The sequence below is a fragment of the Demequina sp. TMPB413 genome (genome assembly GCF_020447105.2).
GTDB lineage: Bacteria > Actinomycetota > Actinomycetes > Actinomycetales > Demequinaceae > Demequina.
On record NZ_CP096184.1, the window covers coordinates 1424158 to 1446144 of the forward strand.

Annotated in this window: 22 protein-coding genes; 8 read left to right on the forward strand and 14 right to left on the reverse strand. The window is 65.7% G+C overall.

What is annotated here, in order from left to right; genetic code table 11:
* Positions 1 to 12: 12 nt before the first annotated feature.
* The 3 genes from pyrH to rpsB are packed head-to-tail and all read right to left on the reverse strand — an operon-like array spanning position 13 to position 2799.
* The gene (gene pyrH, locus LGT36_RS06895) at positions 13 to 756 is read right to left on the reverse strand and encodes a UMP kinase (RefSeq protein ID WP_226096357.1); all 744 of its coding nucleotides are present in this window, start codon (positions 754 to 756) and stop codon (positions 13 to 15) included.
* 43 nt (positions 757 to 799) lie between these two features.
* Positions 800 to 1639 (reverse strand): translation elongation factor Ts, encoded by an 840-nt coding sequence (gene tsf / locus LGT36_RS06900; protein ID WP_226096355.1) that lies wholly within the window; start codon positions 1637 to 1639, stop codon positions 800 to 802.
* An 8-nt stretch (positions 1640 to 1647) separates the two neighbouring features.
* Positions 1648 to 2799 (reverse strand): 30S ribosomal protein S2, encoded by a 1152-nt coding sequence (rpsB, locus tag LGT36_RS06905; RefSeq protein ID WP_226096353.1) that lies wholly within the window; start codon positions 2797 to 2799, stop codon positions 1648 to 1650.
* Positions 2800 to 3144: 345 nt separating this feature from the next.
* On the opposite strand from rpsB, the gene LGT36_RS06910 reads away from it, so the two are divergent.
* Entirely contained in the window at positions 3145 to 3720 is a 576-nt protein-coding gene (locus tag LGT36_RS06910; protein WP_226096351.1) for a M23 family metallopeptidase, read from the forward strand.
* 40 nt (positions 3721 to 3760) lie between these two features.
* Here LGT36_RS06910 and LGT36_RS06915 read toward each other — a convergent pair whose 3' ends face one another.
* The 6 genes from LGT36_RS06915 to LGT36_RS06940 form a co-directional block, all read right to left on the reverse strand.
* Complete coding sequence (locus LGT36_RS06915) at positions 3761 to 4561, reverse strand: FliA/WhiG family RNA polymerase sigma factor (RefSeq protein WP_226264622.1); 801 nt, start codon at positions 4559 to 4561, stop codon at positions 3761 to 3763.
* Between the two features lie 11 nt (positions 4562 to 4572).
* A complete protein-coding gene (locus LGT36_RS06920; protein ID WP_226097042.1) occupies positions 4573 to 5478 on the reverse strand; it encodes a tyrosine recombinase XerC in 906 nt (301 codons plus the stop codon).
* Between the two features lie 123 nt (positions 5479 to 5601).
* Entirely contained in the window at positions 5602 to 6759 is a 1158-nt protein-coding gene (gene dprA / locus LGT36_RS06925; RefSeq protein WP_226097043.1) for a DNA-processing protein DprA, read from the reverse strand.
* Entirely contained in the window at positions 6756 to 8276 is a 1521-nt protein-coding gene (locus tag LGT36_RS06930; RefSeq protein ID WP_226097044.1) for a YifB family Mg chelatase-like AAA ATPase, read from the reverse strand. Before LGT36_RS06930 ends, dprA begins: the two co-directional genes overlap by 4 nt.
* A complete protein-coding gene (locus LGT36_RS06935; protein ID WP_226097045.1) occupies positions 8273 to 8629 on the reverse strand; it encodes a YraN family protein in 357 nt (118 codons plus the stop codon). Before LGT36_RS06935 ends, LGT36_RS06930 begins: the two co-directional genes overlap by 4 nt.
* 111 nt (positions 8630 to 8740) lie before the next feature.
* On the reverse strand, positions 8741 to 9067 hold the full coding sequence (locus LGT36_RS06940) for a DUF2469 domain-containing protein (RefSeq protein WP_226097046.1): 327 nt from the start codon (positions 9065 to 9067) through the stop codon (positions 8741 to 8743).
* A gap of 122 nt (positions 9068 to 9189) precedes the next feature.
* Between LGT36_RS06940 and LGT36_RS06945 the strand changes: the two genes are divergently transcribed.
* The 6 genes from LGT36_RS06945 to LGT36_RS06970 all read left to right on the forward strand — a co-directional run bounded on the left by LGT36_RS06945 (position 9190) and on the right by LGT36_RS06970 (position 16919).
* The gene (locus LGT36_RS06945; protein ID WP_226097047.1) at positions 9190 to 10401 is read left to right on the forward strand and encodes an ROK family transcriptional regulator; all 1212 of its coding nucleotides are present in this window, start codon (positions 9190 to 9192) and stop codon (positions 10399 to 10401) included.
* Positions 10398 to 11369 (forward strand): carbohydrate ABC transporter permease, encoded by a 972-nt coding sequence (locus tag LGT36_RS06950; protein ID WP_226097048.1) that lies wholly within the window; start codon positions 10398 to 10400, stop codon positions 11367 to 11369. Before LGT36_RS06945 ends, LGT36_RS06950 begins: the two co-directional genes overlap by 4 nt.
* Positions 11362 to 12177: a carbohydrate ABC transporter permease gene (locus LGT36_RS06955; protein ID WP_226097049.1), complete on the forward strand. Its 816-nt coding sequence runs from the start codon at positions 11362 to 11364 to the stop codon at positions 12175 to 12177. The genes LGT36_RS06950 and LGT36_RS06955 overlap by 8 nt, the downstream gene beginning before the upstream one ends.
* Before the next feature lie 33 nt (positions 12178 to 12210).
* Positions 12211 to 13482 (forward strand): sugar ABC transporter substrate-binding protein, encoded by a 1272-nt coding sequence (locus tag LGT36_RS06960; RefSeq protein ID WP_226097050.1) that lies wholly within the window; start codon positions 12211 to 12213, stop codon positions 13480 to 13482.
* 90 nt (positions 13483 to 13572) lie between these two features.
* Complete coding sequence (locus LGT36_RS06965) at positions 13573 to 14679, forward strand: glycoside hydrolase family 15 protein (RefSeq protein WP_226097051.1); 1107 nt, start codon at positions 13573 to 13575, stop codon at positions 14677 to 14679.
* Positions 14676 to 16919, forward strand: coding sequence for a TIM-barrel domain-containing protein (locus tag LGT36_RS06970; protein ID WP_226097052.1), 2244 nt, complete (start codon positions 14676 to 14678; stop codon positions 16917 to 16919). Before LGT36_RS06965 ends, LGT36_RS06970 begins: the two co-directional genes overlap by 4 nt.
* 142 nt (positions 16920 to 17061) lie before the next feature.
* Here LGT36_RS06970 and LGT36_RS06975 read toward each other — a convergent pair whose 3' ends face one another.
* The 3 genes from LGT36_RS06975 to LGT36_RS06985 form a co-directional block, all read right to left on the reverse strand.
* On the reverse strand, positions 17062 to 17529 hold the full coding sequence (locus LGT36_RS06975; RefSeq protein WP_226097053.1) for a hypothetical protein: 468 nt from the start codon (positions 17527 to 17529) through the stop codon (positions 17062 to 17064).
* Between the two features lie 10 nt (positions 17530 to 17539).
* Positions 17540 to 18322: a hypothetical protein gene (locus LGT36_RS06980; RefSeq protein ID WP_226097054.1), complete on the reverse strand. Its 783-nt coding sequence runs from the start codon at positions 18320 to 18322 to the stop codon at positions 17540 to 17542.
* Positions 18323 to 18528: 206 nt separating this feature from the next.
* Positions 18529 to 19776: an IS256 family transposase gene (locus LGT36_RS06985; protein WP_226097055.1), complete on the reverse strand. Its 1248-nt coding sequence runs from the start codon at positions 19774 to 19776 to the stop codon at positions 18529 to 18531.
* A 157-nt stretch (positions 19777 to 19933) separates the two neighbouring features.
* On the opposite strand from LGT36_RS06985, the gene LGT36_RS06990 reads away from it, so the two are divergent.
* The gene (locus tag LGT36_RS06990) at positions 19934 to 20602 is read left to right on the forward strand and encodes a hypothetical protein (RefSeq protein ID WP_226097056.1); all 669 of its coding nucleotides are present in this window, start codon (positions 19934 to 19936) and stop codon (positions 20600 to 20602) included.
* On the opposite strand, the gene LGT36_RS06995 is transcribed toward LGT36_RS06990, so the two are convergent.
* Together LGT36_RS06995 and lepB are read right to left on the reverse strand one after the other, a co-directional pair.
* On the reverse strand, positions 20599 to 21282 hold the full coding sequence (locus tag LGT36_RS06995) for a ribonuclease HII (RefSeq protein ID WP_226097057.1): 684 nt from the start codon (positions 21280 to 21282) through the stop codon (positions 20599 to 20601). The genes LGT36_RS06990 and LGT36_RS06995 overlap by 4 nt on opposite strands.
* A gap of 28 nt (positions 21283 to 21310) precedes the next feature.
* Complete coding sequence (gene lepB / locus LGT36_RS07000; protein ID WP_226097058.1) at positions 21311 to 21946, reverse strand: signal peptidase I; 636 nt, start codon at positions 21944 to 21946, stop codon at positions 21311 to 21313.
* Positions 21947 to 21987: the final 41 nt, after the last annotated feature.

Genomic DNA, 21987 nt, shown 5'->3' on the forward strand with positions numbered 1-21987 from the left:
CGGCCGGCGACCCTAGGGGGTGACCAGCGTGCCAATTCTCTCACCGGTCAGCGCCCGCGTGACATTGCCAGGCTCTTCAAGCCCGAACACCACCATCGGCAGACCGTTCTCCATCCCTAGGCTAAACGCCGCAGAATCCAGAACGTTCAAACGCTGTTGGAGCGCGTCCCGGTAGGTCACGTGCTCAAGTCGCACTGCGTTGGCGTCCTGACGCGGGTCGGCCGAGTACACGGCGTCCACGCCGTTCTTGCCCACAATCACTTCAGTGCAACCGGTCTCGAGCGCCCTTTGCACCGACACGGTGTCGGTCGAGAAGTACGGCATGCCCGCACCGGCTGCAAAAATCACGACGCGGCCCTTTTGCAGGTGCCTAATCGCGCGCAATGGGATGTAGGGCTCGGCGACTTGACCCATGGTGATGGCCGTCTGCACACGCGTGGCGACACCCGCTTGCTCCAAGAAGTCCTGGAGCGCGAGAGCGTTCATCACCGTGCCCAACATGCCCATGTAGTCGGCGCGCGCCCGTTCCATGCCGGAGGCGCTCAGCTCTGCGCCACGGAAGAAGTTTCCGCCGCCGACGACGATGGCGACTTCTACACCCTCGCGCACCGCGACAGCGATCTCTTCTGCAACACGTCGCACGACGATCGGGTCGAGACCGACTGCGCCGCCACCGAACATCTCGCCAGAGAGCTTCAGCAGAACGCGCCGCGCCGCGGGAGGGACGGAGCCCGACTCATCGGTGACATCGGGCATCAGAACCTCCTCGCGGCGTACGGGCTGTTGGCTGTGTTGAGTCTTAGGCTCCCACACGGAAACGGGCGAAGGCGACTACCTCGCCGCCCGCTGCCTCAACGACCTTACCGACCGTGGTCTTGGGGTCCTTGGCAAATGCCTGCTCAACAAGCACGTTCTCCTTGTAGAAGCCGTTCATGCGGCCCTCGACGATCTTAGGCAGAGCCGCCTCCGGCTTGCCCTCGTTCCGCGAGGTCTCTTCCGCGACACGGCGCTCGTTGTCCACGACGTCGCCGGGAACCTCGTCGCGCGTCAAGTAGAGCGGCGAGTACGCAGCGATGTGCATCGCAATGTCGCGTGCCACGTCGCCAGCCTTCGCGTCAGAGCCGACCAAGACGCCGACCTGCGCGGGAAGGTCCTTGTTGGTCTTGTGGAGATAGTCAACGACCACGGGAGCTTCGATGCGTGCCACGCGACGCAGCACGATCTTCTCGCCAAGCACGCCAGCGTTCTCGTCTACGAACTCCTTGACGGTCTTGCCATCGATCGGAGCCGCAAGAGCGGCATCAAGGTCGGCTGCGCCAGCGTCGACGACGGCCTTCAGCACGGCGTCCGCCAGCGACACGAACTTGTCGTTCTTGGCGACGAAGTCTGTCTCGGAGTTGATCTCGATGAGTGTCCCCACCTGGCCAGCACCGCCCTCTGCGATGTGGGTGGCGACCAAGCCCTCTGAGGCCGAACGCCCTTCGCGCTTGCTCACGCCCTTGAGGCCCTTGATGCGCAAGACGTCAACGGCGGCGTCGAGGTTGCCGTCAGCTTCGTCGAGCGCCTTCTTCACGTCGAGCATTCCAGCGCCAGTGCGCTCACGCAGGGTCTGGATGTCGGCAACGGTGTAGTTCGCCATGTCGATCCTTACTTCTCGTCGGCTTTGGCAGCCGCAGGCTTCTTGGTGGCCGGCTTGGCAGCAGCCTTCTTCTCGGTGTCAGGAACGTTCTCGGCCGCAGGCTTCTTGTCGGCGTCGGTGCTCACTGCTTCTTCAGCCTCAGGGTTCTTCGCTGCCTTGTCGGCGGCCGCTGCTGCCTTCTTGGCAGCGGCGGGCGCTGGCACGCCTTCGGCGGCCTTCTTCTGAGCGGGCTTGACGGTCTGGGCCGTGGTGTCGTCTCCGTCGACAGCGGCCAGGACTTCGGAGGTCTCTGCCTCGTCCATGATCGGCTGTGCCGTCTTGGCGACGATGTCCGTGTCGGAGACGCCTTCGGTCGGGGCGTCAGCGGTCTTCTCCTCGGCCTTTTCCGCTCCATCGAGCAGTTCCTGCTCCCACTCGGCGAGAGGCTCTGTTGCTGCGGTGGGCTCGGCTCCGTCGCCAGCCTTGACGGCGTGGCGCTGCTTGATGCCCTCGGCAATCGCGTCGGAGATCACACGGGTCAGCAGGCCGACAGAGCGGATCGCGTCGTCGTTACCGGGGATGCCGTACTGCACCGAGTCGGGGTCGCAGTTGGAGTCGAGGATGCCGACGATCGGGATGCCAAGCTTCTTGGCCTCGTCAACCGCGAGGTGCTCCTTGTTCGTGTCGACAATCCACACGATGGAAGGCGTCTTGGACATGTCGCGGATGCCACTAAGAACCTTGGACAACTTGTCCTTCTCACGACGAAGGATCAACAGTTCCTTCTTGGTGTGACCGGAGCCGGCGACGTCGTCGAAGTCGACCTCTTCAAGTTCCTTGAGGCGCGCGACGCGCTTGCTAACCGTCTGGAAGTTGGTCAGCATGCCGCCGAGCCAACGCTCGTTCACGTAGGGCATGCCGACGCGGGCCGCCTGCTCGGCGATGGTCGACTGCGCCTGACGCTTGGTGCCGACGAACAGCACCGTGCCACCGTGAGCGACGGTTTCGCGTACGAACTCATACGCGGCATCGATCTTCGCAAGCGACTGCTGCAGGTCAATGATGTAGTTGCCGTTGCGCTCGGTGAGGATGAATCGCTTCATCTTGGGGTTCCAGCGGCTGGTCTGGTGTCCAAAGTGCACACCGGCGTCCAGCATTTCGCGCATCGTGACGACTGCCATGGCAGATCCTTATTCCGCGCGCGGTGAGCGCGCATGTGTGTGGGGAGCGGGCGAGCCCGCTCCGAGTTTTCGGTTGATGGCCGCCTTGAAGCAGGTGGCCCCTAGCACCAACGCGGTTCAGCACCGGGTTTCCCCGGACCATCGCTGTCCCGGCGCCTTGACTCATCGGCTTGACGATGTGACAGGGCGAATGGCGCGCGTCGTCACCTTCGGCATGAAGGTGCGGGACTATGGTAGCCGATTCGGCCCACTCTTGGCGTCGTACCCAGGTCGGGCAAGCGAGCGAAGTCCCCGAGACCGTTGCGCCACATGGCGCGCCAGCCCGGCGCGTCATTGACTGAGGTCATGCCTCTACCGCACTCGAGTTTACGCCGGGCGGCCGTCTCCTTCTCCTTGACTCTCGCCGTGCTAGGGGCCGCGCCCGCGTCGGCCACCGCCACTGGGCCCGCGACCGCGCCCGTCACTGGTTCCCCTGAAGCGACGAGCGAGCGCACCACCGCACCGCTGCTCAATCCACCGGTCGAGCCGTTCACCGTGACCCACCTTGCCTCTTTGCCTCAGCACGATTGGCTGCCGGGGCATCGCGGCATCGACCTCGTCGCGTCGGTGGGCGAACCGGTCGGTGCGCCTGGCGCCGGGGAGGTGTCCTTCGTTGGAATCGTGGTCGACAGACCCATCGTGTCCGTTCGGCACCAAGGAGGGTTCGTCTCGTCTTTCGAGCCGGTGGATCCGACTGTCGCTGTCGGAGACGCCGTCGAGACGGGCACCCCTATCGGCACCGTCGCGGCCGCGCCAGGTCATTGTGCGCCAGACACGTGCGTGCACTGGGGCCTGCGGCGCGACGGTCGCTACGTCGATCCGCTCGACTACGTGCGCGGTTTCGGACGGATCCAACTGCTCCCGCTCGCTGGCGCGGGCTAGAGGTACTTCTCAGGCAAGGCGGCGCGGGCTAGAGGTCGCTCTAGGCAAAGGCGCCCGTCTGCTCGAGGCTTTCGCGCAGTTTCTTGACGGCAGCCGAGTGGATCTGGGAGACCCGAGACTCCGTCACGCCAAGGATCTGGCCGATCTGAGCGAGAGTCAGGTTCTCGTAGTAGTACAAGTGGAGTACCTGCTGCTCGCGGTCTCGAACGCCCTGCACTGCTGTCGCGAGGAGGGCGTGGGCTTCCCTCACCTCGACGGACGACGACGCCCCTGGAACCGCGAGCGCCGCGACGTTCTCGATCGAGGTGGTGTCGTCGCCCACGCCGAGTGAGTCGAGGGCGCCGATGTGGCTGAGCGCGACCTGCGCACGCACCGTACGTACCTCCGACGTGGCCCACCCCAGTTCTTCTGCCACGTCGCTGTCGGTCACCTGGCGTAGCAAGTGTTGTTCGAGGTTGCGGGTAGCCGTCTCTACCGCCCGCGCCTTCGATCGCACGGACCTCGGCACCCAGTCGGCGGCGCGCAACTCGTCGATGATCGAGCCGCGCACCCTCGTCGCCGCATAGGTCTCGAACTTGAAGCCTCTGCCCACCTCGAACTTCTCGATGGCATCGATCAGCCCGAACATTCCATAGGAGACGAGGTCGGCGAGTTCGACCGAGTCAGGCAGTCGGCCGATCATGCGGGTCGCGATCTGCGTCACGAGGGGGGCGTAGTGCGTGATGAGTTGATCGCGTGCGTCGAGGCGGGCTGCCGCGTCTCCCGTGGCCAGCACTTCCCAGGTAGCCGCCATCGGATGGACGACGACAAGCGTGTCGAGGTCTGCTTCTTGCGTGGTCATGGTCTTTCCCCTCAGGCCCTCGGATGAGCGAGTTGGTAGGCACTGCGAAGGCGATCAGCCGTCACGTGGGTATAGCGCTGCGTGGTCGTGAGCGAGGAGTGGCCCAACACCTCTTGTACGGTGCGCAAATCGGACCCCCCTTGCAGCAAGTGGGTTGCCGTGGTGTGTCGCAGTGCGTGCGGCGCGATATCGGGAACGCCTGCGAGCTTCGCCAAGGTGTGAATAGTCGCTCGCACCTGACGCTGGTCGACGCGGCCACCCCTGCGCCCCACGAAGACTGCTCGCGTGTCGCGTGGAGAGCAGGCGGGGCGTCCCGCATCCAGCCATGCAGTCAGGGCACGCATCGCAGGGACTCCGAACGGAATCACCCGTTCCTTGTCGCCCTTTCCCACGACCCTCACTGTCAGTTCTGCGAGGTCGATGTCCGCGATGTCTACTCCCGCGAGTTCCCCGACGCGGATTCCTGTCGCGTACAAGAGTTCTGCCATGGCCCAGTCACGCAGATCGAGGGGATCGCCGCTGTCCGCTCGCACGTGCGCAACGTCGAGGAGCAGGCTTGCATCCTCCACTCCAAGAACCTCGGGAAGCGTGCTTGCCTGCCGAGCGGAGGCGAGCCGAAGCGCAGGGTTGTGCTCCGTGACGCCCGTCCGGTGCGCCCACGCAAAAAACGTGCGGATGGCGGCACCTCGCCTAGCAATGGTGCTTCTGCTCTTGCCGTCCTGGGCCATGTGGGCCAACCAGGCGCGGATGTCAGCGAGTTGCACGTCGCCCCACGCCGAATCGTCGTCGAGTTCCAGGTGGGCGGCGAAGTGATCGAGATCGCCAAGATAGGCCCTGACCGTGTGGGCGGAGACTCCCTGGCCGTGGCGCAGCGCCGCCGAGTACCGCTCCCTCACGGTGCGCGCGTTGGCTGCCATGGGCTCACTGTGGCACCGTCACTCGCGTCAAATCAACCCCGTGTGTCACATTCGTCACATCGATCACGAGTTTCTGGGGTCTTTTGCGGTGTTATGTCCTACTTTGCGCTCCCGCCGGTGACGTTATGCCCGCCGCCATCCACCGCGGTGCCGCTCCGCCAGGCCCGTCATTTCGAGCGCACCGAGTGCGGCCCTCGCATCGTCGGAGGTCATTCCAGCAGCAGCCGCCGCCGCGTCACTCGCCTTGGCCCTCCTCGTCAACGCGTCGAACATCCGCCGCTCCCCCAGAGAACCGAACTCGAGTGGCCCGCTCTGCGAAGGGAGCGCCGGAGCGCCAACGTCCACGGCAACCTCTGTTAGCGATGCGGCGAGCTCAAGCACCTCCGATGCGTCGGTCACGAGCACCGCGACGCCATCCCTGATCAGTGCGTGGCAGCCAGCCGAGGAGGCAGACGTGACGGGGCCAGGCACTGCAGCGACCGGACGCACCAACTCGGCTGCGTGGCGCGCGGTGCTCAACGCCCCCGATCGGTGCGCTGCCTCGACGACGACGGTCACGCTCGCGCAAGCGATGAGCCTGTTTCTGCTCAAGAATCGCGAGCGATGAGGGGCGAAGCCAGGCGGCACCTCGCTGACAACCGCACCCGATCCCACAATCTCCTTCAGAAGTTCGTCATTGCCTGCCGGGTAGAGGCGGTCGATTCCGCCCGCCATCACGGCGATCGTCAGGCCCTGTTGGGAGAGCGCGGCGCGGTGTGCTGCGGCGTCGATCCCGTAGGCGCCACCCGACACGACGGCGCGGCCTGCGTCGGCGACGCCACCAGCGATCTCCCCGGCCATGTATGAGCCATACGAGGTGGCCGAACGCGAGCCGACAACGGCGACGGAGGCCTCCCACGCGCCTTCAATCGACGCGTCGCCGCGCACGTACAGCGCGAACGGCTGAACCTGCCCAAGACTCCCGAGCACCCCAGGCCACTCCGCGTCTTCTCGAGTCACCACACGAGCCCCGACGGCGCGTGCACGACGCTCGTGAGGCTCATCTCGCCTGTCGAGTCGCGCGGCCCACCGCTCGTGTGCGCGGGCCGCCGAACGAGCGAGTTCTGGCCCAGCACTCTCGGCCAACCGCGCTGCCTCGCTCGCAAGCCGGTCGCAACCCTGGATGACCCACTCGAGGGCCGCGCCTGGTCCCCACGATTCGACGAGCGCGCCGGCCACCGCGTCCCCTGGCTCCGCGATCGCACTCCACGCGATCAGTGCGTCGCGCGCGTCGAGGGTCATTGGCCACCGTCCCTTGATCGCAGCATCATGGCCCTCGCCACGTGGTCGCTCGTTGGCGCAGAGACCCTTTCAAGGTCGGCGAGCGTCCACGCCACGCGAAGGGCCCTGTCGGCACCACGAGCAGAGAGCCTCCCGCGCTCCATCGCCGCCTGGGCCACCGCGGCGGAAGACTGCGGTGTGTTCTCCCTCAGCCACCGGCTTGGAACTTGCGCGTTACCCGACCACGGCACATCGGTCCACCGACGTCGCGCGCGCTGGCGCGCTTCGTCGACTCGAACGGCGACTGACGCGGAGTCTTCTCCAGGCAATGATGGTGCCCTGCGTACAGGGAGTACCTCGACTTGAAGGTCGATCCTGTCGAGGAGCGGCCCGCTGAGTCTCGCGAAGTAGCGCCGGCGAGCCATCGGCGTGCACGAGCATTTGCCTCCCCCTCCGAAGTAGTGCCCGCACGGGCAGGGGTTGGCTGCGAGCACCAATTGGAAGCGAGCGGGATAGCGCGTCGCACCGTAGGCCCGGTGCAAGACGACTTCGCCGCTCTCGAGCGGCTGGCGCAGCGTCTGAAGGACGGCCGAAGGGAACTCAGGAGCCTCATCGAGAAACAGCACTCCCCCGTGCGCTCGAGAGATCGCGCCTGGCCTGGCAAGCCGCGCGCCGCCGCCCACAATCGCGGCCGCGGAGGCCGAGTGGTGTGGCGCCTCGAACGGGGGCCTCGTGAGCAGCCCCATCGACGCGTCGAGGGTACCGGCGACCGAGTGGATCGAGGTGGCCGCCAAAGCGTCAGCGGCAGCCATATTCGGCAGAATCCCTGGCAGGCGCGAGGCGAGCATCGTTTTGCCAGCCCCTGGCGGTCCGACCATCAGCAAGTGGTGACCGCCAGCCGCCGCCACCTCGAGGGCCCAGCGCGCATCGGTCTGGCCGCGCACGTCAGCGAGGTCAACGGCACTCGACGATGGCGTGGCCTCGACCGGTTTGACCGCCGCTGGCCCGCGCGCCATCGGCCGGGCGTCGTCATTGCCGTACAGCGCAGCGAGCTGCGCAAGGGAGTCGACAGCGATCACCTCTGCCCCAGGGACCAGGCTCGCTTCGTCGGCGTTGGCACTGGGCACCACCACGTGCGGGCAACCTGCTTCAACGGCGGCGATCACGGATGGAAGCACGCCACGGACGGGCCGCACTTGGCCGTCGAGGCTGAGTTCGCCGAGGTGTACCGCCCGAGCGGCCGAGGCCGGAACGATCATGCCCGCAGCCGCCATCACCGCCACGGCGATCGCGAGGTCGGTGACCGAGCCGGACTTGGGCAGGGACGCTGGTGACAGATTCACGGTGATCCGGCGCTGCGGCCACGCGAGAGCAGAAGAGGCGACCGCGGCCCGGACCCGATCGCGGGCCTCATGCAAGGACGCATCGGGCAGCCCCACGAGCGTGAAGGCTGGCAAGGATGCCGCGAGGTGCGCCTCGACGTCTATCACGTGGCCGCGCACCCCAGTCAGCACCACCGATCGGGTCCGGCCGATCATGCCGCGCCCCGCACGTGTTCAAGGCGTGCGGCGCCAGCGCCGGGCAGCGTCACGCCCACCACGTCGATGCGCATCTGCGCAAAAGTGCGTGGCTGGGAGGCTAGCCACGCCGCGAGGAGCTTCCGCAGTCGCGCGAGTTTGACCGGCGTCACCGCCTCGAGCGGAGAGCCAAACGTGGCGGTGCGCCTGGTCTTGACCTCGACGGCCACGATGCAGTCGCTGTCGACAGCAATGATGTCCAGTTCCCCAAGCGAGCAGCGCCAATTGCGCTCGAGAACGTCCCAACCGAGAGCGGCCAGCCTGTCGGCCACCACCCTCTCGCCGTGCCTGCCCACTGCGTCTTTCGCTGCCATCCGTGACCTCCACGGCAACAGTGGCGTTCGGAGGCAAAGGCGCGCAGAGGCGTCGGCGAAAACTGGGGAGACGAGGCGGGCCGCCGCCCTGGGGACGACGAGACTTCGGAGCTAGCGCCCGCCGCGCAACTGCCGGATGTCTGGCATCGCGTCGTCGTGGTCGAGCTCTTCGACATTGACGTCCTTGAACGTCACCACGCGTACGTTCTTGACCAGCCTTGCGGAGCGGTACACATCCCATACCCACGCATCGGCCATCGTGACCTCGAAGTAGATGTCCGCCCCCGCCGAGCGCACTTGCAGATCGACCTTGTTCGCCAAGTAGAAGCGACGCTCCGTCTCGACTACGTAGCGGAACAAACCGACCACGTCCCTGTACTCGCGGTACAGGGCCAACTCGGCCTCGGTCTCGTAGTTCTCCAGGTCTTCGCTGCTCACCTCACCATCATGACTGATGACCGGCCCAGAAGCGGCATTGCGACGCTCGCACGACACAAGGATTGACACCCGCTCCCACTTAGTTGTAGTTTTCCTTTAGTTGTAAACAAAGGAGTTCAACCGTGGCGACTTCCTCGGTCCGCACCGACACCAACAGGGCGGCCATCCTCGCTCACATCGGTGCGCATGGCGCGACGTCACGCGCCGATCTAGCTCGCGGACTGGGCCTCTCCCCCGCCCTCATCACTAAGCTCACGCGCGACCTCCTCGGCGACGGACTCCTCACCGAACTCGAGCACAGCCCTTCCCGCGGCGGACGGCCAGCTCAACTGCTCGGCCTCACGGCAGGCAGCTTTGGCGCCATTGGAGTCAAGGTCGCTCCCGATCACCTCACCCTCGTGGAGGTGGGCCTCGGCGGCGCAGTGACCCGCACAGCGACGGAACAATTCGACGCGACAGACACGATGGCGCTCGCCCAACTCGCGAGCGCCGTCAGCACCTTCTGCTCTCGCGCGACGCATGCCAACCTGCTCGGCGTCGGCGTCGGCCTGCCGGGAAACGTCCTTGAACAAAGCGAAGGCGTTGTCGACTCGACTCAACTGGGCTGGAGCCAACTTCCGCTAGGACTCGCGCTGCGCAACGCCACGGGCCTGCCGGTCCTGATTGACAACAACGTCAACGCACTCGCCCTCGCCGAAACGCTCTTCGGCACCGGCCGTGGGCACGAGAACTTCCTCGTGGTCACCATCGGAACCGGCATCGGCGCGGGAATTGTCGCTGGAGGCGCGGTGGTCAGGGGGCACTCTGGAAACGCTGGGGAGATCGGTCACCTTCCGATGGCAGAGAACGGACCAAGGTGCCAATGTGGCGCCCTTGGTTGCCTCGAAGCGATCATCGGCCAGTCAGCGCTGATCGAGGCGGCGCGTCGCGAAGGCGTGATTGGCGCCGACGCCGGTATCGCCGCGCTCGCGACAGTCGCCAGCGGCGGGGACCAGGGGGCTCAGCGCATCTTCGCCGAGGCGGGCCACCTGTTGGGTCGCGCTATCGCCGGCGTGGTCAACACTCTCGACCCAGAGTTGATCGTCATCCTTGGCGAGGGCGCCGAGTCGTGGAAGCACTGGTCCATGGGCTTTGAGCCTGCGCTACGCGCCTCCGTGATGCCTCGCAAGCGCGGCATCGAGGTCGCCGTGGAGGGCTGGCAGGACGACCGCTGGGCACAAGGCGCCGCCTCCCTCGTCCTGTCAACGCCTTTCGACGCCGACGGCGTTTCTGGCGAGCAGGGAAGGCTGGTTCGCGCTCGCCTCATCGATTCGGCGGCGGGTGATCCCTCGTGAACCGCGGCGCGACCGTCGGCACCGCGACCACAGCGTCGGCGCTCTCCCCCGCCGCCGGGCCACGGGACGCGCGCAAGGCTGGCCCCACCGCGCGCGCTCGCCGCGCGAAGACCACCACGATCGCGTACCTGTTCCTCGCCCCGTCAGCGATCCCGCTTGTCGCCTTCGTCGTCGTTCCCATGTTCAGGGCGGCGTGGGCGAGCCTCCACACGTGGAACCTCATCAGCCCGATGGAGTGGACCGGCCTCAGCAACTATCAAGAGCTATTCACCGACAAGGACACCCTCGTCGTGTTCGGCCACACGATGTACTACGTCGCAGGGACGCTGCCGCTGACCTTTGTGGGCGGCCTCGCGCTAGCGCTCGGCCTCAACCGCGCCTTCAAGGGCCGCAACCTGTTGCGCGGCGTGTACTTCTTGCCCGTCGTCACCTCCTGGATCGCCGTCGCTATCGTGTGGCGCTGGCTGCTCAACCCCTCCGTCGGCGTCGTCAATACCGTCTTGGCGAACGTTGGCATCGACGGGCCTGGCTGGTGGACGGACCCCGCATGGTCGATGCCGTCCATCATTCTCGCTTCGGCGTGGAAGGACCTCGGCTACGTGATGGTGCTCTTGCTCGCCGGCCTGCAAACCATCCCTACGGACGTCCAAGAGGCGGCCACTCTTGACGGCGTCGGCTGGTTCAGCAGACTGCGATCCGTCACGCTGCCGCTGCTATCGCCACAGATCTTCTTCGTCGTGATCATCTCCCTCATCAACGGCTTCCAGGTCTTTGACCAGGTGTACGCGATGACGGGCGGCGGTCCGAATGGCTCCTCCGAGGTAGTGGTCGAGCGGGTCTACGACCTCACGTTCCGCTACGGCCAAGCTGGCATGGCATCGGCGCTGTCCATGCTGCTCTTCGCCGTGATCCTGCTCATCACGCTGATCCAGATCCGCGGCGAACGCAAGTGGGTGAACTATGCCTAGGTCGAAGCGCAACTGGATCCTCGCGACCGTCCTGACGGTCGGGGCGATCGCGATGGTGTTCCCGTTTGTCTGGACCGTCATTACCTCCGTCACCTCCGGCGCTGGACTGTCCGCCACCCCGAGCCTCATCCCTGAGGACCCCTCCTTCGAGGCGTACCGCACCCTGTTCTCTTCGACCACCTTCGGTCGCTCCGTCGTCAACTCCGTGGGGCTTGCGATCGCCGTGACCGTCATCCAGGTCACCACCTCTGCCCTGGCCGCTTACGCGTTCAGCAGGTTCCAGTTCCCCGGCAAGCGCATCGCGTTCGCCCTGTACCTGGCGACCATGATGATCCCGATGCAGGTGCTCCTGGTTCCGTTGTTCGACCAGATGAAGTCGCTCGGCCTGGTCGACAGCTACTTGGGAGTGATCCTGCCTTCCATGGCGAGCGCCTTTGGCGTCTTCCTGCTCCGCCAGGCCATGTCCACGGTGCCGCGCGAGCTCGACGAGGCGGCGATGCTTGACGGCGCTGGCCACCTGCGCACCTTCGCGCAGATCGTCATGCCCAACGTCCGTCCCGCTATGGCCACGTTCGGCATCTTCGCCTTCATGAGCAGCTGGAACGCGTTCCTATGGCCACTCGTCATCCTGCGCTCAGACGAGCTCAAGACCTTGCCGCTCGCCCTGGCGTCCCTCCAAGGGCAGTTCACCACTCAGTGGGACGTCATGATGGCCGGCTCAGTGGTGAGCATCATTCCGATGCTTGCCCTCTACATCTTCGCCCAGAAGTACATCATTCAGGGCGTAGCAGGCTCGGGTATCAAATAGCCCGGGCACCACCCAGAAACCAAAGGAAATCCCATGCACAAGTCAGCAATCGCCGGGGTCGGCATCGTCGCCGCCCTCGCACTGACGCTCACCGCGTGCTCGTCGAGCGACGAGCCCGATGCGTCCCGAGGGGGCGCCACGTCAGACGCAGCCGAGCCCGTCACCATTACGTACTCGAACTTCATCTCCAATGGCGGCAATGAAGAGAACCTCGCCGCCATCGTCGACGCCTTCGAGGCGGAGAACCCCACCATCACCGTCGACGTGACGACGATGCCGTATGCCGACTACTTCACCGCCCTGCAGACCGACCTGGCGGCTGGTACCACTGCCGACGTCTTTGACATCGAGTACGCGACCTACCCGACGTACCAGTCGGCGGGAGCCTTCGCCCCCCTCGAGGGCGTCGACACCTCCGTGTACCGCGGCGACATCGCCGCCGCGTACCAAACCGATGGCGTCTCCTATGCGCTGCCCACCTCGTTCTCCACGGTGGTCCTGTACTTCAACAAGGACCTCTTCGACGCTGCAGGGCTTGACTACCCGACGTCCGATTGGACGTGGGAAGACGAGAAGGCGGCAGCCGAGGCGCTGACGGACGCGGACGCAGGGGTGTGGGGCGACTACCAGCCGATCTCCTACTACGAGTTCTACAAGGCGCTCGTGCAGGCAGGAGGCCAGTTCTTGAACGACGACGGCACCTCCGTCGCCTTCGACTCTCCTGAGGGAATCGCTGCGGCCGAATGGCTCGTAGGCAAGTCTGGTTCCACCATGCCGACGGCGGAGCAGGGTGCGGGAACGCCTGACTTCGATACCTCCTTGTGGGCCGACGGCAAGCTCGCCATGTGGCACTCAGGCATCTGGATGTTCGGCGCCGCCGCTGACAGTGGCTTCGCGTGGGACATTGCAGTCGAGCCGGGAGACGCTCAGAACGCGTCGGCCGTGTTCTCCAACGCGGTTGCCGTCTCTGCCAACTCCTCCCACAAGGAGGCCGCGCAGAAGTTCGCCGAGTACCTCACCGCGTCCCAAGTGATGGTGGACACGCGCCTGAGCGCTGGCTGGGAGCTGCCCGCTATCTCTGACGAGGCTTTGCTGGCCACGTACCTCGACCAGGGCGAGCCCGACAACCGTCAGGCAGTGTTCGACTCGCTCGACGGCATCGCCTTGCCGCCTGTCATTGGCGACAACCAGGCCGAGATGCAAGACATCGTCGGTGCAGAGTTGACGGAAGCCGCCGCCGGTCGCAAGTCGCTCGAGGACGCCATCGCCTCTGCCGCCTCCCAGATCAACGACCTCTTGGGCTAGAGCACACAAAGGGCCTGGTGGCGGCGCCCAGAATTCGCCGCCACCAGGCCCTGCGAGCCTACCCCGAAGCCTTTAGAAACGAGTGCCCTCATGACCCCGGCCGAACCCTCGTCCGATCGCGCCCTTCTCGACCACTCCCGCGCCCTCATCCGCTCCCTCCAGACGCGCGAGGGCGCCTACCCCGCCAGCCCCTCGTTCTCCGCCTACAAGGGATTCTGTTGGTTCCGCGACGGCGCCTTCATCGCCGACGGCATGTCAGCTGCTGGCGAGGTCGACTCCGTTGACGCCTTCTTCGCATGGTGCGCCAGCGTCGTGCGCCGCTACGGCGACAACATCCGCGCCGCGGTTGACGGGGCGGCGGCAGGCGCACCACTCGCCGACGCCGACATGCTCCCCGCTCGCTTTACGTTCGACGGCGGCCGCGACGGCGGCGACGACTGGTGGGACTTCCAACTCGACGGCTTTGGCACGTGGCTGTGGGCCCTCGACGCTCACGCGAAACGGCACGGCAGCGACATTCGCCCGCATGCCGACGCCGTCGCGCTCACGGTCGACTACCTCATCTCCTCGTGGGATCGCCCCTGCTTCGACTGGTGGGAGGAACACGACGAGCAGATTCACATCTCGACGCTCGGTTGCGTCGGGGCTGGCCTCGAAGCTGCGGCCCGCATGGGCGTCCTCGACGCGGCGCGCACAGAGGCCGCGGCCTCCGCCGCCGACGCGATTCGCCACGTCATCCTTTCCCAGGGCGTTGTCGACGGCCACTTGGTCAAATGGATCGGGACGACGGCGGTAGACGCCTCGCTCACGGCGCTGATCTCGCCACTCGGCTTCATTCCAGCGGATCACCCTGTTGCGAGATCAACCGTCGACGCTGTCGAGTCAGAGCTCGCGGTGGACGACGGAGTGCACCGATTCGCGGCCGACACCTTCTATGGCGGGGGCCAGTGGCCGCTGCTGAGTTGCTTCGTCGGCCTCGCGCGGTTCGCGCTTGGCGACGCCGACAAGGCCGCCGCGTACTTTGACTGGGCCGTATCGACGGCCACGCCCTCCCTCGACCTGCCTGAACAGGTCGATCGCCACTTGCTGGCGCCGGAGCGCCGCCAAGAGTGGATCGACAAATGGGGGGAAGTGGCCACCCCACTGCTGTGGTCGCACGCCATGGTGCTTCGACTCGCAAAGGAACTCGACCGATGATGATCAGGCACAGCCCACTGGGCTCAGGGCACCCGTACTCCCCCGACACTGACCAGCGCTGGCCGGTGCTCCCCGTGGCTGGCGAGGCGCTTCGCATCGGCTCACGCACGACCGCCGACGTCAGCGCCGTCACGCTCCACCTCACCGAGACGCGTGCTGACGGCTCCCGCTCCACACGAGAGATTCCTTGCGCGCCAGTGGCACGGTCTTCTCGCGGCCAGCAGGTCGACGGCGGTCATCTCGCGTCGGCGCAAGCCAAGCTCGCGCGCAAGGCCGATGGCTGGGAGGCCAGCATAGACGTCGCCGCCGACGCGGTGGCGTTGACGTACCGACTCAGCGCAACAGATGGCGAAACAACCCGCCGCACGAGCGCCTCCTCCACCGAGGTGGCGCGTTGGAGCGATGCCTCCGAAGGCTTGATCCGCGTCGAAGGCAAGCACGGCGTCGTCGCCGGTTCCGTCAAGGCGCTGCGAACCGCGACCCACATTGCCAAGGTGCGTTTCGCACTGCCTTTGGCCGACGGCGAGCACGTTGCAGGCTTCGGAGAGCGCTTTGATCGCCTCGATCACCGTGGCACGAGCCTCGATTCCGTGGTGTTCGAGCAGTACAAGTCCCAAGGCCAGCTGCGCCGCACCTACATGCCGATGCCTTTTGCCCACGTTGTGGGCGGCGTCGGGTGGGGGTTCCATGTCGACACGTCTCGCAGGGTCTGGTTCGACGTGGGCGAATCCGAACCGTCCCTGCTGATCGTCGAGGCGGAGACGGCCTCGCCTGCAGACGCGGACGTGGCGCTGACGCTCCGGACGTTTGACGGTTCCCCCACACGGGTCCTTGACGCGTTCCTCGAGGGCGTTGGCCGCCCAGAGGAGCTGCCCGAGTGGGTGCTGCGCTTGTGGGCCAGCGGCAACGAGTGGAACACCCAGTCGGAAGTGGAACGCCAAGCGGCTTTGCACGCGCAGCACGACATCCCGGTCGGCTCCATCGTGATCGAAGCGTGGAGCGACGAGAGCACCTTCACCGCGTGGCGTGACGCGAAATACGAGCCTCGCGAAGACGGTGGCCCCTTACGCCTCGAGGACTTCACGTTCCCCGCCGACGGGGCCTGGCCCGATCCCAAGGCCATGGTCGACGGGCTGCACGCTCAAGACACGCGACTGCTGCTGTGGCAGATTCCGCTCATCAAGATGAGGCCCCACCCCCACGGCCAGACGCAACACGACGCCGACGCCGCCATCAGGGAAGGCCACGTCATCAGGGCCAAGCATGCCGATGGCTCTCTGCGCCCTTATCGCAACCGCGGCTGGTGGTTCCCGCTGAGCCTCATGCCAGATCTGTCTGACGAAGAGGCCGCTCGCTGGTGGACCGAGAAGCGCCGCTACCTCGTGGATCAGATGGGCATCGACGGTTTCAAGACTGATGGCTCCGAGCACGCGTGGGGCGCCGACCTTGTGTACGTCGACGGCCGTTCTGGTGCGGAGGCGAATAACCTCAATCCGGTCGCCTACGCCAAGGCCTACGGCGACCTCATGCGGCGTTGCGGCAAGGCCCCTGTCACGTTCTCGCGCGCGGGCTTCACCGGTTCACAGGCGCACGGCGCCTTTTGGGCGGGCGACGAAAACTCGACGTGGGACGCGTTCAGGTGGTCGATGTGGGCGGGCCTCAATGCCGCCGCTTCCGGCATCGTCTACTGGGGCTGGGATATAGCTGGCTTCTCTGGGCCTGTTCCCGACGCTGAGCTCTACGTGCGCGCGTTTGCCGCGAGCGCCTTCGTCCCGATCATGCAATACCACTCGGAGTTCAACCACCACCGCACCCCATCGCGGGACCGCACCCCGTGGAACATCGCCGAGCAGACAGGCGAGCCGTCCGTGATTGACGAGGTGCGCGAGATTGTGGCGCTACGCGAGAGGCTGCTGCCCTACATCGCCGAGCAGGCACGCGCGGCGGTCGAGACGTCTCGCCCTCTCATGCGACCGCTGTTCTTCGACTACGGCGACGACGAGCACGTGTGGTCGGCACCCCCAGAGTGGACGCTTGGCGATGACATCCTGGTCGCCCCGGTGTTGGCGCCTGGCGATGATTGGGACGTGTACGTGCCGCGCGGTGATTGGCGGGACGCCTGGACCGGCGATACGGTTCGGGGCGGAAAGACCCTCGCCACCCGCACGCCGCGGCACCGGATTCCCGTGTATGTGCGGGAATCGGCGTGGGATCGCCTGGGATCAACATTTGGGAAGTAGTGATGACACCGGAACAGCATGCCGCCTGGCTCGAATCGCTCGTCGCCATTCTCTCCGACCGGGACGATGTGGTCGGAATCGTGGGGTCAAGTCCCGGGTAATGGTGTAACTGCGGATCCTTCGTTTGGATGCTGGCCGAATGTCACGCGGACATCGGGCCCTCCGATGGTGCGGTTGGTGCCGGGGTTTGAGTCAACTCGATCCGCTCGAACTGAGCGGGAGCAATGAAGGCGATTTGGTCTCCTCGGTATGTCGTCGCATAGGCGCGCAAGAAATCAAAGCGCCAAGACAACGCCAGTTGCGCAGCGCCGTCGATCGAGATCAAGACGGGCTCCCCACCCCCAATGTCAGCAGCAGGCACGTCGCGCGCCGTGCTCCACCGCTCAAGCGCAGGAGAGAGCGGAACCGGCACGAGAGACAGCAGGTAGCCGAGTCCTTCGACGTTGGCGCCGTAGTGGCTCAGGAGTTGGCTCGATTCTTCCCTCGAGTCGGGGGAGGACGGACCGCGGACGAGGACGGCGAACAACCCGTCTGGGCTTTGGGTGTAGAGCGCAGTGCCAGTGCGTGACGGCTCTGCGCCGACTACGCCCGCGAACCACAGGTCTACCATTGTTCCGATATTAGGCCCCGGTTCCCGACGTGGCCTTGAGTTTGGTCGTGCTCGCGGCGCTCGTCGTATCCCAACCGCGGAACTTCGTGCTGACGGTGACGCCATTGCTGAACTGGGTCGTGGCCGTCACCATCGGGAAGACCGTGATGCCATTGGTGGAGCCCCAAGGCTTGTTCACGAGAGAGTTCACCGTCATCGACACACCGCTCGGTGCCGCGCCGTTTGTGCACAGAGTGTCGCTCCCGCCCGAGACATTTACACCGCACCAGTAGGAACCCCAATAGGTCCACGTCAAGCCTCCGGCGTTTGAGTACTTCGACATGTTTAACGTCAGTTGCCAAGTGTGAGAACTCCCGCCGATCGCGACCTGGTGGAGTTGCACCTTGACCTCGGCCTTGACCTGGCAGGTGCTAGTGCAGACCGACGTCCCCTGGTAGACGGCATCAGAGTCGTAGACGTAGTCGGTGCGCCGGAGTCCGGGGTGTTGAAGAATGAACCCATTCGGCGTAACTGCCGCTACGGAGACGAGATTCGCGTTGGTGCCATCGAGTCCAGCGATCTGAGCGTCTCCGCCCGCTTGCAAGCGCTGCATGTCGGCGACCGTAGACACGGCGGGAATCGGCACCTCTGACGTCCAACTGATGGTGTACGGCGCAACCTCCGTTGGTGTCGAAACTGCGGTCCCCTGCCCGGAAGCGGGCGCAGAAGGACTCGCGGCGGTAACGGGTGAGAACGCCGAAATGGAGACCAGGGCGATGAGCCCCACGCCGGAGAGAGCAACGCGTCGCGCCACTCGTCCTCGCCGGACTCGGTTCTCGATTGACAGGCTTCCTCCCGGGGACACTCGTGGCGCAGCGTTTGCTGCAAACGAAGTATCGGTCTCGGGCGGCAAAACCGCAATATCTGCGACGGAACTTCTTCGCGGTGGTACGACTACCTCCAGCGCGGCGCGCTGTACGGACGGTCAGGCCCCAGGTAGGGGCCCAGCAGTTTCCTTCATCAGGCGGTGAGGGCGAGGGGTTCGGTGTCCACCTCCCCGGGGTTGCGGTTGGGGACGGTGGTGAGTCGGCAGCGGGCCAGGATCTCGAGTCCAAGGTAGCGTTTCGACTCGGTCCACTCGTCGGTCTGCTCGGCGAGGACGGCTCCGACGAGGCGGATGATCGCTTCGCGGTTGGGGAAGATGCCGACGGCGTCAGTGCGCCGTCGGATTTCCTTATTCAGGCGCTCGGCGGGGTTGTTGGACCAGATCTGGGACCAGACGTCCTTGGGGAAACCTGTGAACGCGAGCAGGTCCTCCCGGGCACCCTCGAGGTGCTCGGCAACAGCGGGCAGACGCTCGCTGACGTAGTCAAGCAAGCGGTCGAACTGGGCGTGCACTGCGGGCCCGTCGGGTTGGTCATAGACGCTGTGGAGCATGGCCTTCACGGCTGGCCACATCGCTTTGGGTGTGATGGCCATCAGGTTTGCGGCGTAATGGGTGCGGCAGCGTTGCCAGACAGCTTCTGGAAGGTTCGCTGCGATCGCTTCCACGAGCCCTGCGTGAGCATCAGAGGTGATCAGGCGCACTCCACCAAGGCCACGGGCCACGAGGTCCGCGAAGAACATGTTCCACGCCGCTTTGGTCTCACTGGTGGCGACCTGCAGACCCAAGACCTCGCGGTGACCGTCACCGTTGACGCCCGTGGCGACGAGGCAGACGGCATTGATCACCCGTCCTGCTTCACGGACCTTCATGGTCAGGGCGTCTGCGGCCACGAACGTGAACGGACCGGCTTCACCCAGGGGGCGGTGTCTGAATGCGGCGACGTGCTCATCGAGTTCCTCAGCCATGCGTGACACCTGGGACTTCGATAGCCCGTCGATGCCGAGAGTCTTGACCAGTTTGTCCATCCGTCTCGTGGAGACGCCTGCGAGGTAGCAGTCAGCGACCACGGTGACCAACGCGGACTCGGCCCGTTTGCGCCTCTCCAGGAGCCAATCGGGGAAGTAGGTGCCAGAACGCAGTTTCGGGACCGCCACGTCGATCGTGCCGGCCCTCGTGTCCAGCGGGCGGTGACGATACCCATTGCGCTGCGCGGTCCGCTCCAGTGAGGCCTGACCCCACTCGGCACCGATCACGGCGTCCGCGTCAGCGCTGAGCAACGCGTTGATCATGGTCTGCAACAACTGACGCATCATGTCCGGCGAAGCGTCCGAAAGCAGGTTGCCCAACACGCGGGCGGGGTCGACAATATGAGGTGCGGTCATCGTGATGTTCCGTTCGAGAGAGCTTTGAAGGGTGAACTCGAAGGTCCTCACGGTGGCCGCTTTCACATCTTCAACGACAGCGACCACCCCGAGGGCTACACCACCTTAGGGGGCACTACTAATCGTGGGAATGGGGTCCACCGCCGATCAGTCTCGGGTGGACGAATGGTCCGACCACGACTTCGCCGTCGTCGTGATTCCCGGCGCTGAAGTGCGCTATCGCGGCACCACCGACTGGATGCCTCAGCCGGAGCGCGTCGTGCTTGTCCTGGGGGAGCATCACGGTGGCGGTAAGGCCATGTATGACGACGGCCACTTCATCGAATGGGGAGTTGCCACGCTGGACTCGCTCGCGACCTGGGCTGCGGAAGACTATGCCGTGCTGTTTGATCGGGGCGGCGTCGCACAGGTCATGGAACGCGTCGCCTCGACACCGTTCCCCTCGAACGTCCCGCACCTGAGGCGGGATTCGGCTCTGTTTCTCACCGCTTTGCTCCACGGGGTGGGTAGGGCGCGACGCGGCGAAATTCTGAGCGCGGGTTCCATTATTCGCGGCGACGGGGTCCAGACGCTCTTGCGCGCAGTGCGAGCGCGGTCGGCAGACGCCTCACCAGCGCTCGATCGACTCGACGGGCTGCGCCGCGTCGAGCAAGCCTTTTCCGACCTGGCACGTGAGATCGCCGACGCCGTCGCGCAGGCGCCCGAACCCGCCGCACGCGCACTGCTCGCCGTGGCGGATCGCTACCTCGGCGTCGGGCCTGAAGGACTCAACCCAGCCGGCAGGGAGGCTGTCGTGCGACGCCTCGGGTGGTCGACGGAGCACTAGGACGCCGTCGCGGCCCGCTCCGGGAGCTTCCACGACACCCTGTGTAGCGGGCTCGGCCCGAGCCCCCTGAGCGCATCAAGGTGACGCGCCGCGCCATATCCCTTGTTGCCGTCCCACCCGTACTCCGGATGTGCGTGGTGGGCGTCGCGCATGATCTGATCGCGTTCCACCTTGGCGATGATCGAGGCTGCGGCGATGGAGGCGCACAGCGAGTCGCCCTTCGTCACCATCGTGACGGGAGCAAGGCTCCCTGCTCCCTCGATCACTGGGGCGCTGGCTGCGAAGAGATCAACTGCTGGAGGGGTCAACCAATCGTGAGTGCCGTCGAGAAGGATCGCGTCGGGGACGACGCCGTCGGCCTCAAGCGTGGCGAGAGCGCGGTGACCCGCGAGCCGGAGCGCAGCGACAATCCCGTGAGCGTCGATCTCGCCAGGGCTCGCGTGGCCGACTGCCCGGCCGACGCCAAAGTGGCCGAGCACGGCATCGAGCGTCTCTCGCGCCGTGCGGCTGAGTTCCTTGGAGTCCGCTAGGCCAGCTGGCCACGTCGAGCAGCGTTCGAGGACGGCGACGCCCACCGTCACTGGACCTGCGAGTGCGCCCCTGCCGACCTCGTCGATGCCAGCAACCAAGCGCATGCCTGCGTCCCAGTGGGCGGTCTCATGATCAAGAGTGACTGCCATGACTCGACCTTAAGCGGACTGGTGTCCCTTAGTAGGGATTGCCGAACGTCTTCCAGTGATCAAAAGGCCACGCGGTCACAAAAGCAGTGCCGACGATGTTGTCGACTGGCACCATGCCGCCACCGGGCTCACCCAAGTGGGCGCGAGAATCCGCAGAGTTCGAGCGGTTGTCCCCCAAGACCCAGACGCGGCCCTCTGGCACCGTGACCTCCCACCCGTTGGTGCACGTGGTGGTTCCAGGCTTGATGTAGTCCTCAACAAGATCGACGCCGTTGATCGAGACGGTGTCCGTGGCGGGGTCGCAAGCGACGGTCTCGCCCGGCAGGCCGATGACGCGCTTGACCAGGTGTTCGCCGGCGTCTTGAGGCAACAGGCCGACGAAGGTGGCGAAGTCATTCCAGCCCTTGGCGAGGCCAGTAGGTTCCGGCTCGTTCGAAGGGCCGAGCCATCCGCCAGGGTCCTTGAACACGACGACGTCACCGCGCCGGACGTCCAGTGGGCCCGGCCGCCACAGCGACACGAGGATGCGGTCCTTCACTTCAAGCGTGTTCTCCATGGACCCCGAAGGGATCCAGAACGACTGGAAGACGAAGGTCTTGAGCAGCAGTGACAACACCAGCGCGCTGGCAAGCACGATGAGGATCTCGCGCAGCCACGCGGTCACACGACGACCGGCGGAGAGGTTGGACCTCTCCGCCGGTGCGG

Bases quoted from the DNA above. Each gene is read 5' to 3' on its own strand.
- LGT36_RS06915 (WP_226264622.1), bottom strand. From the start codon at position 4,561: ATGACCACGCAAGAAGCAGACCTCGACACGCTTGTCGTCGTCCATCCG.
- LGT36_RS06910 (WP_226096351.1), top strand. From the start codon at position 3,145: ATGCCTCTACCGCACTCGAGTTTACGCCGGGCGGCCGTCTCCTTCTCC.
- dprA (WP_226097043.1), bottom strand. From the start codon at position 6,759: ATGACCCTCGACGCGCGCGACGCACTGATCGCGTGGAGTGCGATCGCG.
- LGT36_RS06920 (WP_226097042.1), bottom strand. From the start codon at position 5,478: ATGGCAGCCAACGCGCGCACCGTGAGGGAGCGGTACTCGGCGGCGCTG.
- LGT36_RS06955 (WP_226097049.1), top strand. From the start codon at position 11,362: ATGCCTAGGTCGAAGCGCAACTGGATCCTCGCGACCGTCCTGACGGTC.
- LGT36_RS06930 (WP_226097044.1), bottom strand. From the start codon at position 8,276: ATGATCGGCCGGACCCGATCGGTGGTGCTGACTGGGGTGCGCGGCCAC.
- LGT36_RS06985 (WP_226097055.1), bottom strand. From the start codon at position 19,776: ATGACCGCACCTCATATTGTCGACCCCGCCCGCGTGTTGGGCAACCTG.
- LGT36_RS06975 (WP_226097053.1), bottom strand. From the start codon at position 17,529: ATGGTAGACCTGTGGTTCGCGGGCGTAGTCGGCGCAGAGCCGTCACGC.
- LGT36_RS06935 (WP_226097045.1), bottom strand. From the start codon at position 8,629: ATGGCAGCGAAAGACGCAGTGGGCAGGCACGGCGAGAGGGTGGTGGCC.
- rpsB (WP_226096353.1), bottom strand. From the start codon at position 2,799: ATGGCAGTCGTCACGATGCGCGAAATGCTGGACGCCGGTGTGCACTTT.
- pyrH (WP_226096357.1), bottom strand. From the start codon at position 756: ATGCCCGATGTCACCGATGAGTCGGGCTCCGTCCCTCCCGCGGCGCGG.
- LGT36_RS06995 (WP_226097057.1), bottom strand. From the start codon at position 21,282: ATGGCAGTCACTCTTGATCATGAGACCGCCCACTGGGACGCAGGCATG.
- tsf (WP_226096355.1), bottom strand. From the start codon at position 1,639: ATGGCGAACTACACCGTTGCCGACATCCAGACCCTGCGTGAGCGCACT.
- LGT36_RS06960 (WP_226097050.1), top strand. From the start codon at position 12,211: ATGCACAAGTCAGCAATCGCCGGGGTCGGCATCGTCGCCGCCCTCGCA.
- LGT36_RS06965 (WP_226097051.1), top strand. From the start codon at position 13,573: ATGACCCCGGCCGAACCCTCGTCCGATCGCGCCCTTCTCGACCACTCC.
- LGT36_RS06970 (WP_226097052.1), top strand. From the start codon at position 14,676: ATGATGATCAGGCACAGCCCACTGGGCTCAGGGCACCCGTACTCCCCC.